The organism is Fibrobacter sp. UWB10 (genome assembly GCF_900182935.1).
Lineage (GTDB): Bacteria > Fibrobacterota > Fibrobacteria > Fibrobacterales > Fibrobacteraceae > Fibrobacter > Fibrobacter succinogenes_O.
Genome location: NZ_FXUE01000005.1, coordinates 54,939 through 71,777 on the forward strand (window position 1 = coordinate 54,939; position 16,839 = coordinate 71,777).

The window sequence follows — 16,839 nt, forward strand, 5'->3', positions numbered from 1 at the left end:
GGAATTGCAGAAGTCAATAGTCAAAAAGCAATTCATAGAAAAAAGAATATTTTCAACGCATATTCTGCGTTATTTTAAATAAAAAGTTTGTAATTCCGTCAAAATCAAGGGGTTAGAAATCTTAAAAAGATGAAATTTCGGTCATCAAGAACGAAAAACGCCGCTCAACCAATCAAGGAATTTCACAATCAAGCAGACAATGCTATTCTGCCCGTCATTATTCAACGCATGTTTTGCGTGTATAAAATCAAACAAAAACCGAGCTATTCCCGCAAAATAAAGTTATTTTATATGCTATGAAGAAGAAAATTTTTTGGGGATTAGTTTCATTCTTTCTGTGTGCCTGCGGAGGTGAGATTTCATCATCCGAAATCTCATATTCCAGCGAAAGCAACGCAACTCCAGACAAGGAATCGCCATCTTCTGGCGAAAACACTCTGTCGTCAAGCTCCGCGACCGAGACACCATCTGGCGATTCCACATCAACCGATTCGTCTTCAAGCGGCGGCACTGTTTCAGACGCGCAGACTTCTTCTAACGACACCGCATCGAACGTTTCGTCATCAAGCGCAGCGCAATCAGGTTCCGGCCCAGCAGGTGGAATCAGCTTCCCGCAAGTAAGAGGTTGTAGGCCAGCCGCCCCCACCGAAAGCGAAACCTTCGGCGTAGTCGACGCATTCATTCAGAAACGAGTCGAAACCCTCGTACAGCAAGGCTTAAGCAACGACTCCGCGAGAGACATCGCCATCGAAGAACTCCAGCGCGAACTCGGCCTAGACACCCTATTCCAGGAGAACCCCTACATCGCGGAATACCAACTGGAATACACGCTGTTCTTCCTTTACGGAAACAAGAACGAGAATACGCTGAATCAAGATTTAACTGACGACTTCGCCGACGGCACGCTAGAAGCCGACAACTACTGCATCAACCATGTTCCATACGCCACCCTAGACGTTTTCCCCGAAATGTTTATGCCCCTGGGCTGCGCCATCAGCATGAGCGAAATCAACAACCCCTTGGCCATCATGCGCAACATCTGGCGAAAGTGCGCCGGCATGCCCTATTGCAACGCAAGCGTCGGCGACACCATGATTACCTTGGACAAAGACCATTTCGTATGCGAGGAAGGTTCTTGGGTCACGCTCGAAATGCTCGGCAAAGAAAAGAACGGCGTGATTTGCACCAAGAATGGAGATCGCGTCGTCGTCAGGGAATCCGACAACAACGACAACACATACATTTGCCACGATAGTTTATGGCGTTCCATATCGAGTACAGCGTACTTACCCGCAGAATATTTCCTGAACCCAGACTTTGAATACGGAACCTTCGAAGACCCGCGCGACGGACACGTGTACAAAACAACCGTGTACGAAGGCAAAACCTGGTTCGCCCAAGATATCGACTACTACGACAAAGACGACTCCCTTTTCGTGAATCAGAGCAAATGCGCAAAGGTCGCAGAACACAAAAAGCACGACCCCAGCGAAAACACCTATTGCGACGGAGCAAGCCGATTCTACACCGTCAACGTGATCAAGAAGGTTTGCCCCACCGGCTGGCGCTTGCCCTCCAAAGAAGACTGGAATAACATCACAGGAATGTCTTACTCCGAAGCGGACAAATACTACCCCAAGCTGTACGCGATAGGCACCCACATTGCAGGCAACACCAGAGTCGTCACCGATGAATTCGGCCTGTCGCTCAAAAAGAACGGCTGCGTAGACCCCTACGGCATGGACATGACGCGATCTAACTACAACTTATTCTGGGTCGAAGAAGGCGAATACGTAATGAACAGCGATTTCTTCGCTTATTACCAAAAAGTCGACCCCCGCGAAAACGGAGAATACATTCCCGTTAGATGCATTAAGGAATAAAAAAGACGCATTTCGCCATAGTCTCCTTTGTTTCTTATTTCTCCGCAACGGCTTTCTTCCGTTCCTGTTTTAACTTTTTAGCACTGATTTTGGGAGTGGGAAGGTTTTCTGGCATTGTTCCACCGAGTTCAGCGATAGTCTGGCGAACTTTCTTGCCTACGGCAAAATGGGTTTCGTTTGCCAATTCCTTTCCCTTGATGTTTTCACGACGAAGTTTGTCGTCTGTTTGCGTGATACGAAACAGGTTTGCAGCAAGTTCCGTAGCACCCATGTGGTCCAATATCTGCTGGTTCTTCTTGAGCCCTTTGCGCTTGTGGATATCCTTCATTCCCAAGCCATTATAAAGGCCTTGGTAACCACGGTTTTGGAATACCGCATAATCCACAGGCGTTTCGACACCGGCAGCCTTTGCGGAACTGGCAAGGAATTTGTTACGAATCGTAACTTCATCGCGAATGGCCAAGCGTTTTTCATCTTCTGAAAGTTGCGTCATTGAATCCGAAATTTCCTTTTGCCTGGTTTTAACTGCAAAATATGTTTGTCCGAGGGCAATCACTTCTTTACGGGGATCGCCGTTCATTACAATCAGGTAACAGGCATAACGGGAAAGCTTCACGTCGGCGACTTCACGCTTGGCCCCTTTGGCGAGATTTATCATTTTGCCGACGTCGGCAAAATGATCCCCGACAATTAACCCACTGGCCTCGCAAGCTGTTTTAGCCCTTTCAATTGATTCCTGAAAGCGCCGCCATTGAGCATATTCCAAAGCCGTCTGCAACTCCCTCGCATACCAGAACTCGGCTCCGTTTTCATCAATGTGTTTGATATTCTCGAACGTCTGCTGAGATGGCAAAGCCAAATAAAACAAAAGCGCATCATTCCTTTCTATGGAATGACGCGTCGGGCATGAATGTACCTAATATTCAAAAAGCTGGCAAGAGGGGGAAGAAAATTTTACAAGACGATTAAATTAAAAAGGCAGGCAACGCCCGCCCTTTTTAGTGTAAATAGGACTTGTAGGAATTAAGCTTTGAGCTGGTTGCGCAGCACAACAACTTCTTCTAAAGAAAGCCCCGTTGCAGCGACTATTTTCTCGTCAGAATCGCCAAGCTTTATCAGATTCTTCGCGATTTCACGGGTACGATCTTCAATCTTCGCGTTGATGTCATCCGCGAATTCCTTGAAGAAGCCCTTTCTTAAGGCATTATGATCCCAGACCTTGTGATACATATTCCGATAAGCCTCACTTTTCTTATAAATCTAATTTCATGTCTACTCAGAGGCAATACCATTGAACAATAATTTATGGCCGCTATTTTCGGCCATAAATTTTGCAAGTGGGACTTGCAAAATGGAAAAGAAATTAAGGAATCTTGAACTGCAGGATTTCATCAGCAGTCAATTCATCAATTTCCTTTCCAACACGCTCGGCATATCGCCCTAATTCCAGTAGATTTAACTTGCCTTTAGGAGGGTTTTTATAGGGATTCGGAGGAGCCAAGTACTCTTCCATGGAATCCGCCAGAATGACAGCAGGCTTTCTAATTCCACTCATAGGTATAGACCTCCAGAAGTTTTTGTGATGCTTTCCTGTTAAAAGCAAATTGATATGGATGCATAGCACCCAAATAAGTTGCACCTAGAACTTCAATATAGTGATTTAACAACTCTTTGTTAAGGGCAAAACCATGAATAAATCCGTCATATCCCCATGCAAGGGATCGGTCCGCCGCTATAGCAAAAAGATGACCACCAACACCGATGAATTTTTGCTTACCAAAAGCATGTTTGTTATTTTGCGGAGCGGTACAAGCCCAATGAATATACGCCGCTTTTACATCCACATCATTCCTCACCCCGACAAGCCCCTGAATTTCATTATTTTCCTTCAAAGCAAGGGCAAAGACTTCAACCTCTTTGGGAATTTTAATCCAATTTATTTCCCACCCATTCTTTTCGTTGAATTTTTTCAGGAAAGATCTACTTTCAATCCTGAATACCACCGTTTCCTTGATTTCCCCAGTTTCAGTATCCTTGAGGCAGGGGACAATTTCGTCGAGCCAAATGCCGACACCACCAGCGTTTACGCCATTCTTCATCATTCACTCCTCTCCGCCTACAAGCATAAAAAAGGCGGGGCTTAACGGTTTGTCGCCCAACATGTACAAATGCACGTCCGAGCACTATAAATATAAATTACCGGATGGCGATTGTCAAGAGGTGATTGAAAAACTTTTAAAAATCTTTTGGGCGTTTCTCTCACGCGAATTATCATTTGTTACGCAAAATATCTTTGCATAAACAAACTATATTGCATAAAAAAAAGGAATGAATACATGCAACAAGATATGCTCGGGCGTGAGCCGTTCGTCACATTACTTGATAATATAATTACGCAAAAAGTCAGCGTGCACGAAGGTTTCTCATTTGCGATTGATGGCAAATGGGGCTGTGGAAAATCATGGATTTTGAAAGAACTTGAGCAAAAACTCGAGTTGAAGAATTATTTGGTAATTCACTACAACTGTTGGGAAAACGAATACTACGAAGAACCACTTGTAGCGATACTCTCCGTTATAATTGATAAACTGAATCAGTTGCAAGAAAACATTCCGGACAAGAATAAAAAAGACAGAATACAAATTGCACTAAAATTTTTCGCTGAAATAATATCGACCATCTTAACAAATAAGTTCGGTATCGGTTTTAACGATTTTTTAGAATCCGGGAAAAAAGCAATAGCCGCAGACAAAGCTCCTGCTATATCAAAAGATTTTGACAAGAATCAATCGTTAAAAGATGCTTTAGCAGCGGTTCGCGAAAATCTTTTACAATTAACTAATGTCCTGTCAGAAAGCAAAGATGTATTTGAAAACGTCATTATCGTAGTCGATGAACTTGATCGTTGTTTGCCTGAATACGCCATTAAAGTAATGCAGCGGTTACATCATATATGTTTTGACACTACATCTGATAAATACATGTTTATTCAATTAGCGGCAATCAATAAAAGTGAATTACTCGGCTCCATAGTCAAAACATTTGGCCGTGAATTCAATTTAAAACAAAAATATACCGCTGCAGACACTAAGCCAGGATCTATTGTCTATGAGAACTTCGATGAATGTCAAATTCAATTTGGCAATTACTACTTCAAAAAATTTTTCCAATTGATCATCCCTGTATCTAATGGAGAGAAGATAGAAAGACCCTTATCGCTCCTTGATGGTTTTGAAAATAATTTTGATTCTACAGATGTGACAGGAAAGGAGTGTGTTGAGAAATTTTTTACAGATGTCTTAGCGTTTTTCCCGATGAGAATAAAACTAGAATTAGTTCATCTTGTTAAGACAGCCCATGAAATTACATCGATGGACGAATCTTTAGACAAAAATTTAAAATACAATACTCTATGTATTGAGTTAATAGATTGCTTATGCAAGTCGGTGCTGAAAAAAAATCATCCCCAAATATTGCATAAAAAAGACAACGATGAAAGTCGAAACTATTTATTTTTACGAATTTCAAATTTGAAAAACATTGAAGGAATCTTTGACATCAACGCTTTTACAATTGCTTTTGAAAAGTGGAGTCAATCAGAATGTGGTGCCATGTCGTACAGAACAGAACACGGAACATCAACGTATCATCCTTTCAGTTTGCAACGTACGGAATCCTATATAAAGGCGTTTTATGAGCCAACACAAGGACTTATATGTAAAAAAATTGACGCCGGCCCCATTCCCTCCGAAGTCGCTTTTATCGAAGCCTTCCGAAAGACGTTAGACATTCTTGTATAACGAGCTTTGAATTTAGCCGTTCCTACTCTTCATATTTCTTGAAATTCTCAACCTGCTTCAAGACTTCGTCGTAGGCTTCGTCAATTACGGTTGGCGGATAACCGTTCTTTCTCAGAAGTACAGCCAAGTCGGAATAGAGTTCGTCGCGGATATCCTGCCGATTGGTCCAATCTGCATATTTCGCCTTGCCATTGACGAGTTCCCTGATTTTTCGGGCTAGTTCGATATAGGTTTCTTCGGTCAGGGCCTTACGGAAATTGTGTTCGTCAGCGACAGCAACAAGGATGTCGTAGAAAGCCTTTTCGATGTAGGAAATTCCCATTTCTTCAAAGGAGCTCTTTTCCTTCTTCAAATCCTTGAATACTTTTTCAAGTTCTTCACTAAGATTGTCAACGGTTTCTTCGATAATTTCTTGAACTTCGCTGAGTTCGTTGCGGCTGTTATAGCGGTCAATGATGTTTTTCAGGCGTTTTGAGAATTCAGCGGCTTTCAGCATATTTGTCTTGCCAAATTCCTTGATGGCGCGTTTCAGCAACTTGACCAGCGCGAAGTATTTCGTATTCGGGAATTTTATTTTCTTCAGTTTTTCCAGAAATTCGTCGCTGAACAAGTTTTGCACATCGTCTTTTGCAGAATCATCAAATGTGAAATCCTTACCTTCGTATGACGAGCAGATGGCCTTATCCACAAGTTCTGCAATTTTCTTGTTCATCAAAGTGGCATCGGGCGTATCGCCAATGGTCATCTTGAAAATTACGGAACGGACACACAAGAAGTAATGCAATATATCGACTTCATGCTCTGTAATTTGATCGTGACCGATACACACATCAAACGCTTTCTTGGCGCGTTGCGTAAAGCCCATAAAACGGTCGCGACGTTCCTTGAACGCCATTACAAATTCAACACCCTTGTTGATGATATCCAACCGTTCAAGAGGCGTAGCCGTCTCTTCAAAGAACCGGCTATAATCCACATCATTCATCAAGTCCATCGTCTTTTGCAAGAAATCCTTGAAGATGACGAGGGCAGCATCTGTTCCGTTAACAGGCTTGATATCGCCATTATACAACTTCATCGCTTTTGCGATAGACGATTCAAGACCGATGTAGTCAACAATCAACCCGTATTCTTTTCCCTTGAAAACTCGGTTCACACGGGAAATCGTCTGAATTAGGTTATGCCGTTCTACGGGCTTGTCAAGATACATTGTGTCAAGCGAAGGGACATCAAAACCGGTAATCCACATATCGACAAGAATGACTATTTTGAAATTCGATTTTTCATTCTTGAATTCCTTGGCGTAGTTTTTACGGTCATCATCGGTCCCGATAATCGCCTTCATTTCGGCGGTATCATTCTTGGAGCCGCTACAGACGAACTTGACCTTTTCAATGTCCATCGCATCGCGGCTAATTTCATTTCCGTCGTATTCAGGCGCGCACTTGCGTTTTTCAAACCATTCCGGGCGGAGCGTCTTGATGCGTTTATAGACTTCAAGCCCGATTTCACGGTCATAGCACACAAACATTGCCTTGCCGTTTACGGTAGCATTTTCACGGCAACGTTTTTCATAATGGCCAATAAAGTGATTGACAACAATATCAAGGCGACTTGTAGCCCCCAGAATTGTCTTGATCTTGAGCATATCCCGTTGCGATTGTTGAATCTGGTCCGGGTTTGTGCCTGCATTTGCCATAGATTCGTAAAACTTATCGCAAATTTCAGCTTGACGTTCGTTTAATTGAACTTCTCGCGGACCGTTCAATCGGGAAATCTGGACCGTTGCGCCGTCTTCTTTCGACTGGAACATCGTGTACTTGAAGGTGATGTCTCCAAAGACTTGCAAAGTTGCATCTACGGGTGTGCCGGTAAAGCCTATATAAGTGGCATTAGGGAACGAATCTCGCAAGTATTTCGCGAAACCGTAAACCGTCTTTGCGCCCTTGGTTTGCGACATCACGATTTTACTGTTCACATTCGTTTGCGTTCGGTGCGCTTCGTCAGAAATACAGAAGATATTCCTGCGGTCACTGAGCAAGTTCAGGTCTTCCCTGAACTTTTGAATAGTCATCAGGTAAACACCGCCACTTTGGACATCCTTCAATTTTTGTGTCAGCATTGGCCGGTTCTTGATTTGCAGAGTATTCGCTTCTACAAAGTATTCCTTGGCGTTTTCGAAATCTTCGGACAGCTGGTCGTCCAAATCATTGCGGTCCGTAAGCATGATGACGGTCGGCTTGTCAAATTCCTCGTAGGTCGTAATCTTTTTTGCGAGGAACAGCATGATATACGATTTTCCGCAGCCGGTCGCACCCCAGAACGTGCCACCCTTGTGTGTATTTGCCGCATATTCCTTGACGATGCCCTTGAACATCGCCTCAGCACCATAATACTGATAGTATTTGGGCAAGATAACGAGATTCTTATCGCTATTGTCAGGAATATAGATATAATTGCGCAAAAAATTCAATAATGTGCGGCGTTCAAAAATGCCTTCGATAATGTTGTCTATTCCCTGCGGGCCATCGGCACTTCTGTAAGCATCGCCTTCCTTGAGTTTCCACTTGAAATAGAATTCGTATGGGCTGAACAACGCTCCGTATTTATTGTTTGCACCATCGCTGATGATATTGATAAAGTCAAACTTCATTAGCGAAGGAATATTCTGGGCATAGCGGATATGCGTCTGTTCGTATGCGTCAGCAATGGTTACGGAATCATCGGCTGGATTCTTTAGCTCAATAACGGAAACAGGAATGCCGTTGATAAACAGCACTATGTCAGGGCGTTGTAGTTTATATTCCTGGAATTCAAACTGGTTTACAACGCGGAAAATGTTGTTGGTTTCAGCATCGTCGCCAAAGTCAAAGAAATTGATAAACAGCCTTGAACCATCGTCTCGCGAAAGGTCAAAACCCTTGAAAATACGCTTGTAGGTTTCTTTTAAAGCTCGATAAAGCGACTGGTTTGAATATTCCGTGATGTAACTGACAACTTGGCTAAATTCGTTATCCGAAAGCGAATCATAATTCTGGTCCAAGTAAGTGCGAAGGTCTTGCTCAAGAATGGGCGAATCCAACTCACGGCTGATATCGTAGCCGCAAAGGTATTCCCAGGAATTGTTCTCGAACTTTTCAAGAACAGCCTGCTCGAATTCATTTTCGCAAAACTTGGCCATAGGCGTTAACCTCTTTTGGATTTACCTTCTTCGACAGCACCCTTGATTAGGATGGGACAGATGTTCTTGATTTGCTGTTTGAGTTTTTCGTTTAAATCTTTTCGAATATTAAATGCTTTGTAAATTTCGGCAATATTCTTTTGAGTTGTTATATCAGGTATCGGAATTTTGTAATCACAGAGTGCATTCCAATCAAAAGTCTCGCGAGCAGACCCCCAAGAGTTAAAACGAGCGTAACGGTCAAACTCGGATCTAACAAAGAAAAGCATCAAATATTCAGAAAGCAATGATTTCTTTTCTGTTTCAAACACAATAGATATGGAAGAAACCAATATCGGTTTGTCTGATTTGTTAATTCCAAGAGAGATTTTATCACCACGTCTTGAAGTATCTGGAACATATGTAATTTGTAAAGGCGCTACTACTTTATAATTTTCAAGACTAACACCATCCATATTTGCTTTTGTTGGTATTAATTCCTTACTTGTGGCGATGCCTCTTACAGAATCAATGGTCAGGCCTATTGAATTTTTACTATCACATTCTTGTATATACGGACCTATTTTTTCGCAGGGCATTTTGCGGCGGAGTTCTTCAATGTAGGCGTCGCAGGTGAGTTTCAGGTCATCAAGGCCTTTTTCATAGGCCTTTTGGTTTGCACACATTGCATCATAGATATCAACATACTTCTGCTGTGTCTGAAAATCAGGAAGCGTGATTGTGATATCGCATAAATCATCCCAATTAAAAAATTCAGTTGAACTACCCCAAGAATTAGTAATCACATATCTATCAAATTCTGCTCTACAAAAATAGATGTACAGCCATTTAGGAGATAAAGTAGTAAGACATTTTTCTTTTACTCGAAAAACAACATAGTCCTCGGTAAAGATATGATTTTCCGAATCGTAATTGTATGTGACACTAAATTTGCTTCCATTACGCGATGTACGATGATTAAAAACAAAATATCCAGGTTTTACAATTTGAAATTTTCTTAAATCTCGACCGAATAAATCCGCCTTTGTACGCATCATCTGTTTTAGATTGCTAACACCACGAACATCATTGGCTCCATATCTCCCATCAGAATTCCGTTCATCCAATGGTTCAATCAAGTCTCCCAATTTATACGTAGTCAAATTACTTAATCCCATACCCAATCCCTTTAAATGCGTTCACAAGCATTTCTTGAGACTTGACTTCTTCGGCAATGACTTCTTGCATTTCCTTTTGGATTCGTTTCATCTCTTTCTTGTAATCGATATCCAGGTCGTGGTCAATGAACTCGATATACTTACTCGGAACAAGCGAATAATCCTTTTCAATGATTTCACTCATTGGGGCAGAGTAGCAATATTCCGCTTCGTCCTTATACAAATTTTTCCAATCAGGGGATTGCCAGTTGAAAAGCGTTTGCGCAATGCGTTGCTTGCTTTCTTCCGTCAAAAGGGTAAAGCCGTCTTCGTTTGCGCCGCCATCACCAAGCTGGCGAGCGTCAATGAACAAAATCTCGTTTTCGCGATTGCGGAGCTTGACATTCTTGCCGTCGCGTTTTACGGTCTTTTCTTTCTTGTGATTACCCACAATCCAAAGCGTCACCGAAATATCCGTCGCATAGAACATATCTCTCGGCAACACGATAATTGCCTCTACCTTGTGTTCTTCAATCAATTTCTTGCGAATCTTGTATTCATCGCCATCAGCATTCAACGCCCCATTTGCCAAAAGGAACGCCGCCGTCCCGTTATAGCTCAAGTGCGAAATCATGTGCAAAATCCACGCGTAGTTCGCGTTGCTTACGGGAGGAACTTCGTAGCCTTTCCAACGCGCATCATTTTTCAGTTCTTCTTCCGTTCGCCAGTTCTTCAGGTTGAACGGCGGATTAGCCAGGATGAAGTCTGCCTTCAAGTCCTTGTGTTTGTCGTTCGTAAAACTCGAAGCATCGGTATCGCCCAAGTTGCAATTCAAGCCGCGAATGGCCAGGTTCATTCGAGCCAGTTTATAAGTTTTGTCGTTTGATTCTTGACCGTAAATGGTAATGTTCTTCTTGTTGCCTTTGTGGCGCTTGATAAATTCAGCCGACTGCACGAACATTCCACCCGAACCGCAGGCCGGGTCAAAAACGGAACCCGTATAGGGCTGCACGATTTCGGTCATCAGTTCGACAATATTCCCCGGCGTGTAGAACTCACCTTTTTCGGACTTTGCTGCAATGCAGAACTTACGCAAAAAATATTCGTAAACGCGACCGATCACATCGTCCGTTTCATCGGTACTGTATTTCATCTTGTTGATTTCGTCCATCAGCGAAGAGAACTTGTTCGCCTCGATATGCAGGTCGCGGTAAAAGCCAATCGGAAGCGCACCCTTGAGCGACGGATTGTTCTTTTCCATATTGTTGAACGCATCGTCAATCTGCTTGTAGATTTCGTTCTTCTTGGAATTCTTGAGCAAGTAGTTCCAGCAGTCCGTCTCTTCAAGATAGAACACGTTTTCCTTGGAGTAAAAACGCGGATTGTTGACGAAATCCTTCGTGTCTTCGTTTGCAAGGAGAGCCCGACGTTGCGCTTCGAACTTGTCATAGGCAAACCGCAGGAACAAAAGTCCCAACACGACGTTCACGTAATCCGTGGCGCTCACGCTTCCGCGCAACTTGTTACACGCAGCCCAAAGTCCCGCTTCGAGCGATACCTGCTTTTTTTCCTTCGCCATAACATCTCCAAGCAAAAGTGGCGAAATCCATCTTCATTCGCACAAAGACCTTGGCCTAAGATGTCGGGAAAACAAAAAAGGCGTGGAGTCGCTTAGCGTGCCTATCATCGCTGCGGGCTACCACACCCTTTCGTACAATAAGCACAAACGACCCACGCCCCAGATGGGACGTGAGTGTTCGTCTTATTCTTGTACGAATTGAAAGTGGTAGTTTCAGCGATAAGAATAAGAGACGAATCTCAAAAACCAGTTTGCCTATGGTTCTACGCCACAGGCTATGTCAACTGCAATATAGATTTTTCAAAGAGAAAAGGAGATGCCGCATCGAGTGCGGCAAGACAATTTGGGGTCTTAGGGGCGAAGCCCCTAGGCGAGGGGGTAGCGTAAGACCCGGCGTGCAGGGGCTGCAGCGAGGGGGAATCTTCCCCCATCAAACAAAGGCTTTTCTCTGTACAGTTCATAGGCTTGCGTATTAACATGCCGCGAATGTATATTCCATGCAGAATCTTTATTTATTGGAGACAGCATGAGCAAAGTCATTAAAAATTTGCTGATAGACCCAGAATTATTAGCCCAGGCAACACCGATACTCGAAGGGCTAGGGCTTACAGTGCCGCAGGCGCTTACCATATTTCTGCGGCAAATTGTATTGCGACGCGGGTTACCTTTCGAAGTAAAAGTTCCGAAAGTCCCCTAATTCTTATGGCGGCCCGTGCAAATCTTATTTTACTTGACTGAAAACACACTTTTACGCCCGATTATTGATATTCAGGGGTCAATAAATTATATTCAAGCCTATGAATACAGTTTGCAGACTCCTCCCCTTTGCGATTGCGGCTTCCGCATTCGCGGATAACACGTTTTTCCTTAACGAGGCGGGCTACGACCTAGGCAAGCCCTTTTCGGCCGTAGTACAAAGCACCGAAGAACTCGAAGGAACCAAGTGGAGCATTTACTATTTGCGCGATAACATGCCCCAAACTCAAGGTTTACCCCCGCAAGTTTTAGCGGAGGGTGTATTTGGTAAAGGCGAAAATCCCGACAATTGGTCTAAAAGCGGAAAATACTATCGCATCGAAATTCCCTACGGTTTTTTATATGAGGGAACGTACTACATTGACGATGTTACGGGCAGCCCCTCTAAATCGCAAGAATTTACCGTAGGTGGAAACCAGCTTGCCAAGAGCACACTCGGCATGGTGCTGGACTACTTCTACGATGACCGCGCCGACAAGGCTCCCATTATCGAATGGGACCAAAAGGTTCCCGTTTACGGCAGTTCTGGAGTCACGCGCGATGTTCGCGGCGGTTGGTATGATGCAAGCGGTGACGTGAGCAAGTATCTTAGCCATCTTTCTTATGCAAACTACTTGAACCCGCAACAGATACCCTTAACGGTATGGTCGCTCGCCTATGCAGCAGAACGCATTCCGACGTTGCTCGCATCGACAAGTTCCAAAGCCAAGACCGTCAACGAAGCCGCCTACGGTGCAGACTTCTTAGTACGCATGCTCGACGAACAGGGGTTCTTCTACATGACGGTGTTCGACAATTGGGGCATGGGAGACCGAACCCTTTGTGCCTTTAGCGGCGAAGACGGCAAAAAGAGCAATAATTACCAGACGGCTTTCCGCGAAGGCGGTGGCATGGCAATCGCAGGCCTTGCCCGCGTGGCAAAACTTGGAGTCAAAGGCGATTACACCAGCGAACAGTACCTCGCTGCAGCCGAAAAAGCTTATGCACACCTCTCTGAAAAACAGAGCATTGGTGGTAATTGCGCCTACTGCGACGACGGCAAGGAAAACATCATCGATGACTACACCGCACTCCTTGCGGCAACAGAATTGTTCCTCGCTACGGGAAAAGGTGTCTACATGAACGATATGGAAAGCCGCGCTGGACACCTGGCCGACCGTATTAGCAATGACGGTTATTTCTGGAGCGACGACGCGAAGACCCGTCCGTTCTGGCATGCAAGCGACGCAGGACTTCCGCTGATTGCATTGGTACGATTCCTCGAAGCAGAAATGCAGATTGAACGCGAACCTTGCCCCCCTGAATTCGACTGTTCAGTCTCCAATGGTGAAATTGTCTACAAGACAGCACTCGCGGCCGTCCGCAAGCACTTGAGCTGGCTCACCACCATCACAAACAAAGTTGCAAACCCCTTCGGTTACGCCCGCCAGACCTACAAGACCGGCGGAAACATCAAGGACGGATTCTTTATTCCGCACGACAACGAAAGCAAGTATTGGTGGCAGGGCGAAGACGCTCGTCTCGCAAGCCTTTCTGCCGCAGCTACTTATACACAGACCGCATTGAGCATCGTTGATTCCGGAGCTATATCCAAGTATGCAACCGACCAGCTCGACTGGATTTTGGGCAAGAACCCTTACGGCACTTGCATGATGTACGGCATCGGTAAGAAGAATCCTGCCAAGTACGACGGCACCTCTGATTACGACGCAACCCTCAAGGGCGGCATTGCAAACGGCATTACTGGCAAGAGCACGGACGGCTCGGGAATCGCTTGGGATGACGACGGAGTTGCCTACGTAGGCTTTAACCCCGAAGAACCTTGGAACAACTGGCGTTGGGTTGAACAGTGGTTACCGCATACCACTTGGTACCTGAACGCACTAGTCGCCCGCTACGATGAAAATCCGATTAAGGTTTACAACCCCGATGCAATCAAGCCTAAGGCTATCGCGAGCGCCAAATTCTCGGTGCAGACTCAGGGCCGCATGCTTACGGTGAACGCCCGCGGAACCGCAAAAGTGCAGGTATTGAGCCTCAATGGCGCAGAAATTGCAACCGCAAAGCTTACCGCCGGACACGCAACGCTGAACCTCGACAACGCGCAGAGCGGTATCTACATGGTCAAGGTTGACGGCTTTGGAGCAAAGAAGATTGCAATAAAGTAAGAGAGAGAAAACGCCCCGGCTAGCCCTTCGACAGGGTTAGCAACACAGCGCCCGCGAGAATGATGAAGGTCGCCAAGAGCAACTTGATTCGTTCGCGGGCCGTTTTGTATTCGCCGAAAACGAACACACCCCAGCCGAGGTTCACCAACAAGTTCAGCTGCGTGAGCGGGTAGCCAATGGCATAACCAAGCGCACCGTTCACATCAATAGCCCAGAAGCAGCCGTGCATACCGATCGTCCAGAGCACACCCATCAAAACGGTGACAACGCTCGGCACAAGCTTGTATTCGAACATCTTTTTACGGCGAATTTCAAGCACGGCAATCAGCGCCTGGCTGCCGACAAAAATGCCGATGGTAAACGGGCAAAGGAATTCAACATCGGTCATCGAGAGGCCCGACTGAACAGCAAGCTTATAGGGAATCAGGTACGTACCGAAGGCAAGGCCGCCCAAAAGCGAGCGCCAATTCCTGAATACGGAGCCACCATGCGACGGCGACAAGCGCGAAAGCCCGATCAAAAAACATGCAATCGCCGGAATCGAGAGGAAGAACTTGGACTGTTCACCGAACAGGAGCACGCCTGAAAGGAACGAAGCCAGAATGCTCACGCCCATGGAACGCACGCCAGCGCCCGCAAGGTCAGCCTCGGCTTGCACCGCCCAAAAACAGAAGGCTCCGCCCACGACCCACATCAGGCCGCAAAACACGCCAATCGGGTGCACATTGAAAGTACCCGTATAGAACGCCACGACAAGCGCACTCAAAAGCGCGCCCAAGGTCATCATCGAAAGGTATGCCCAGCTAGAATAATTCGGCCATTTTTTAAGGGGTACCATGTAGGAGCCAAACATGAAAATGGCAAGCAAAGCACCGATATAACTACTTTCCAATGCAGAACCCCGCGAAAATAGATTGTAAAATGTCTTCGGACGAAATTTCGCCCGTTATACTCTGGAGCGCCCTGCGCACAAGTTGCATTTCAAACGCAAGCAATTCCACTGCCGGATTTCTCCGGAGCAAATCGAGCACGCGGTTCACGCCGGCGTAAGCGTCTTCGAGGCAAGCCTTTTCACGTTCACTGGTAATCCAGAGGTCTTCGGCGTTGTCAGACTTTTTGAACAAGGCGGCATTCATGACGCTCTTGAGTTCGGCAAGGCCCGCACCCGTTTTCGAAGAAATGCAGAGAGATCCTTCGACACGCTTTGCTTTCCCCAAAGAGGATAACTCAACTTGAGAACTAAAGTTCTTAGTTTCGTATAGCTCAGGATGACAAGACGTCAAATCGCTCTTGGAAACGACAATAAAATCAGGTATAATCTCGTCTCTCGTCTGTAGGGCTCCGTCCGTTCTCTCGTCTGTACCGTCGAGGACTAAAATTTTGAGGTCCGCTTCTTCCAAAATCTCGCGGGACTTTTTCATGCTGAGCGCATCGAGTTCGTCGGTGGCATGCTCTGCAATGCCTGCGGTATCGACCAGTCGGACTTCACCGCCATCTAAAAACAGGCGGACTTCGACAAAATCGCGCGTGGTGCCCGGAACATTGCTCACGAGCACACGGTCTTCGCCGAGGAGCGCATTCACCAAGCTCGACTTGCCCGCATTCGGGGCACCGTAAAGAACGGCCAGCGGGAGCCTGCTCAGATTTGCCTTACCGCGGAAGCTGTTCAAAATCTGCAGGATTGTCGTGCGGATATTTTCAAACTTTTCTTGCCAGCCGTCATAATCGGGGTCGGCTTCTTCTTCGGCAAAATCCACATCGAGCTCGAGACGGGCCGAAATATCTTTCACTTGCGCCGTAAGCGTAGCAATCTTTTTCGAAAGCGCGCCCGAAAGCAGGCGGTGGGCGTTTTCCAGTTCCGCGCGGTTCGCGCTGTGAATCACGTCGGCCACCGATTCGGCCTGGGTCAAGTCCATTTTGCCATTCAAGAAGGCACGGCGCGTGTATTCGCCAGGTTCAGCCAGGCGCACGCCCTCGATGCTGCGGATTGCCTGCAGCAAGTCGCGTACAATCAGCGGGTTTCCATGCGGATAAAGTTCCAGCACATCTTCGCCGGTATAAGAATTCGGCGATTCAAAATAAATGTACAGAAGGCTATCGAGAACCTTGCCCGATTCCGGGTCGCGGGCAGTACCGAGATTCGCCATACGGGGCACCAGTCCCTTAACAGCCTTTGTTCCAAACAGGCGTTCCACCACCAAACGCACCTGCGAGCCACTCACGCGGAGGGCTGCCACGGCACTCACGCCAGCTGGCGTCATCGGGGCTACAATCGTCTGGGAATCCATGCGGCGAAAGATAGCAAAAGCTTACGGGACCTTCATTTAAGTATGAAA

Annotated in this window: 13 protein-coding genes; 4 read left to right on the forward strand and 9 right to left on the reverse strand. The window is 45.8% G+C overall.

All coding sequences use genetic code 11. From position 1 onward, the window contains the following. Positions 1-296 precede the first annotated feature (296 nt). A complete protein-coding gene (locus tag QOL41_RS11740; protein WP_283429909.1) occupies positions 297-1,883 on the forward strand; it encodes an FISUMP domain-containing protein in 1,587 nt (528 codons plus the stop codon). Positions 1,884-1,917: 34 nt separating this feature from the next. Here the strand turns inward: QOL41_RS11740 and dinD are convergent, their stop codons facing one another. The 4 genes from dinD to QOL41_RS11760 form a co-directional block, all read right to left on the reverse strand. Continuing rightward, positions 1,918-2,751, reverse strand: a complete 834-nt coding sequence (gene dinD, locus QOL41_RS11745; RefSeq protein WP_283429910.1) for a DNA damage-inducible protein D — start codon at positions 2,749-2,751, stop codon at positions 1,918-1,920. A gap of 155 nt (positions 2,752-2,906) precedes the next feature. After that, positions 2,907-3,113, reverse strand: a complete 207-nt coding sequence (locus QOL41_RS11750; RefSeq protein ID WP_283429911.1) for a hypothetical protein — start codon at positions 3,111-3,113, stop codon at positions 2,907-2,909. A gap of 133 nt (positions 3,114-3,246) precedes the next feature. Then, complete coding sequence (locus QOL41_RS11755) at positions 3,247-3,438, reverse strand: hypothetical protein (RefSeq protein WP_283429912.1); 192 nt, start codon at positions 3,436-3,438, stop codon at positions 3,247-3,249. Next, complete coding sequence (locus QOL41_RS11760; protein ID WP_283429913.1) at positions 3,425-3,985, reverse strand: hypothetical protein; 561 nt, start codon at positions 3,983-3,985, stop codon at positions 3,425-3,427. The genes QOL41_RS11755 and QOL41_RS11760 overlap by 14 nt, the downstream gene beginning before the upstream one ends. Before the next feature lie 234 nt (positions 3,986-4,219). On the opposite strand from QOL41_RS11760, the gene QOL41_RS11765 reads away from it, so the two are divergent. After that, entirely contained in the window at positions 4,220-5,683 is a 1,464-nt protein-coding gene (locus tag QOL41_RS11765; RefSeq protein WP_283429914.1) for a KAP family P-loop NTPase fold protein, read from the forward strand. 22 nt (positions 5,684-5,705) lie between these two features. Here QOL41_RS11765 and QOL41_RS11770 read toward each other — a convergent pair whose 3' ends face one another. From QOL41_RS11770 to QOL41_RS11780, 3 genes are read right to left on the reverse strand one after another with little or no spacing between them, the layout of a single operon-like run. Then, a complete protein-coding gene (locus QOL41_RS11770) occupies positions 5,706-8,864 on the reverse strand; it encodes a type I restriction endonuclease subunit R (RefSeq protein ID WP_283429915.1) in 3,159 nt (1,052 codons plus the stop codon). 5 nt (positions 8,865-8,869) lie between these two features. Further along, a complete protein-coding gene (locus QOL41_RS11775) occupies positions 8,870-10,021 on the reverse strand; it encodes a restriction endonuclease subunit S (RefSeq protein ID WP_283429916.1) in 1,152 nt (383 codons plus the stop codon). Next, complete coding sequence (locus QOL41_RS11780) at positions 10,008-11,579, reverse strand: type I restriction-modification system subunit M (protein WP_283429917.1); 1,572 nt, start codon at positions 11,577-11,579, stop codon at positions 10,008-10,010. Before QOL41_RS11780 ends, QOL41_RS11775 begins: the two co-directional genes overlap by 14 nt. A 526-nt stretch (positions 11,580-12,105) precedes the next feature. Here QOL41_RS11780 and QOL41_RS11785 point away from each other — a divergent pair. Beyond that, entirely contained in the window at positions 12,106-12,276 is a 171-nt protein-coding gene (locus QOL41_RS11785; protein WP_283429918.1) for a type II toxin-antitoxin system RelB/DinJ family antitoxin, read from the forward strand. A gap of 100 nt (positions 12,277-12,376) precedes the next feature. Next, on the forward strand, positions 12,377-14,503 hold the full coding sequence (locus QOL41_RS11790; protein ID WP_283429919.1) for a glycoside hydrolase family 9 protein: 2,127 nt from the start codon (positions 12,377-12,379) through the stop codon (positions 14,501-14,503). A gap of 19 nt (positions 14,504-14,522) precedes the next feature. On the opposite strand, the gene QOL41_RS11795 is transcribed toward QOL41_RS11790, so the two are convergent. Beyond that, positions 14,523-15,395 carry a GRP family sugar transporter gene (locus QOL41_RS11795; RefSeq protein WP_283429920.1) on the reverse strand — a complete coding sequence of 291 codons (873 nt, stop codon included), beginning with the start codon at positions 15,393-15,395 and terminating at the stop codon, positions 14,523-14,525. Continuing rightward, complete coding sequence (gene mnmE / locus QOL41_RS11800; protein ID WP_283429921.1) at positions 15,385-16,791, reverse strand: tRNA uridine-5-carboxymethylaminomethyl(34) synthesis GTPase MnmE; 1,407 nt, start codon at positions 16,789-16,791, stop codon at positions 15,385-15,387. The genes QOL41_RS11795 and mnmE overlap by 11 nt, the downstream gene beginning before the upstream one ends. Between the last annotated feature and the right edge of the window lie 48 nt (positions 16,792-16,839).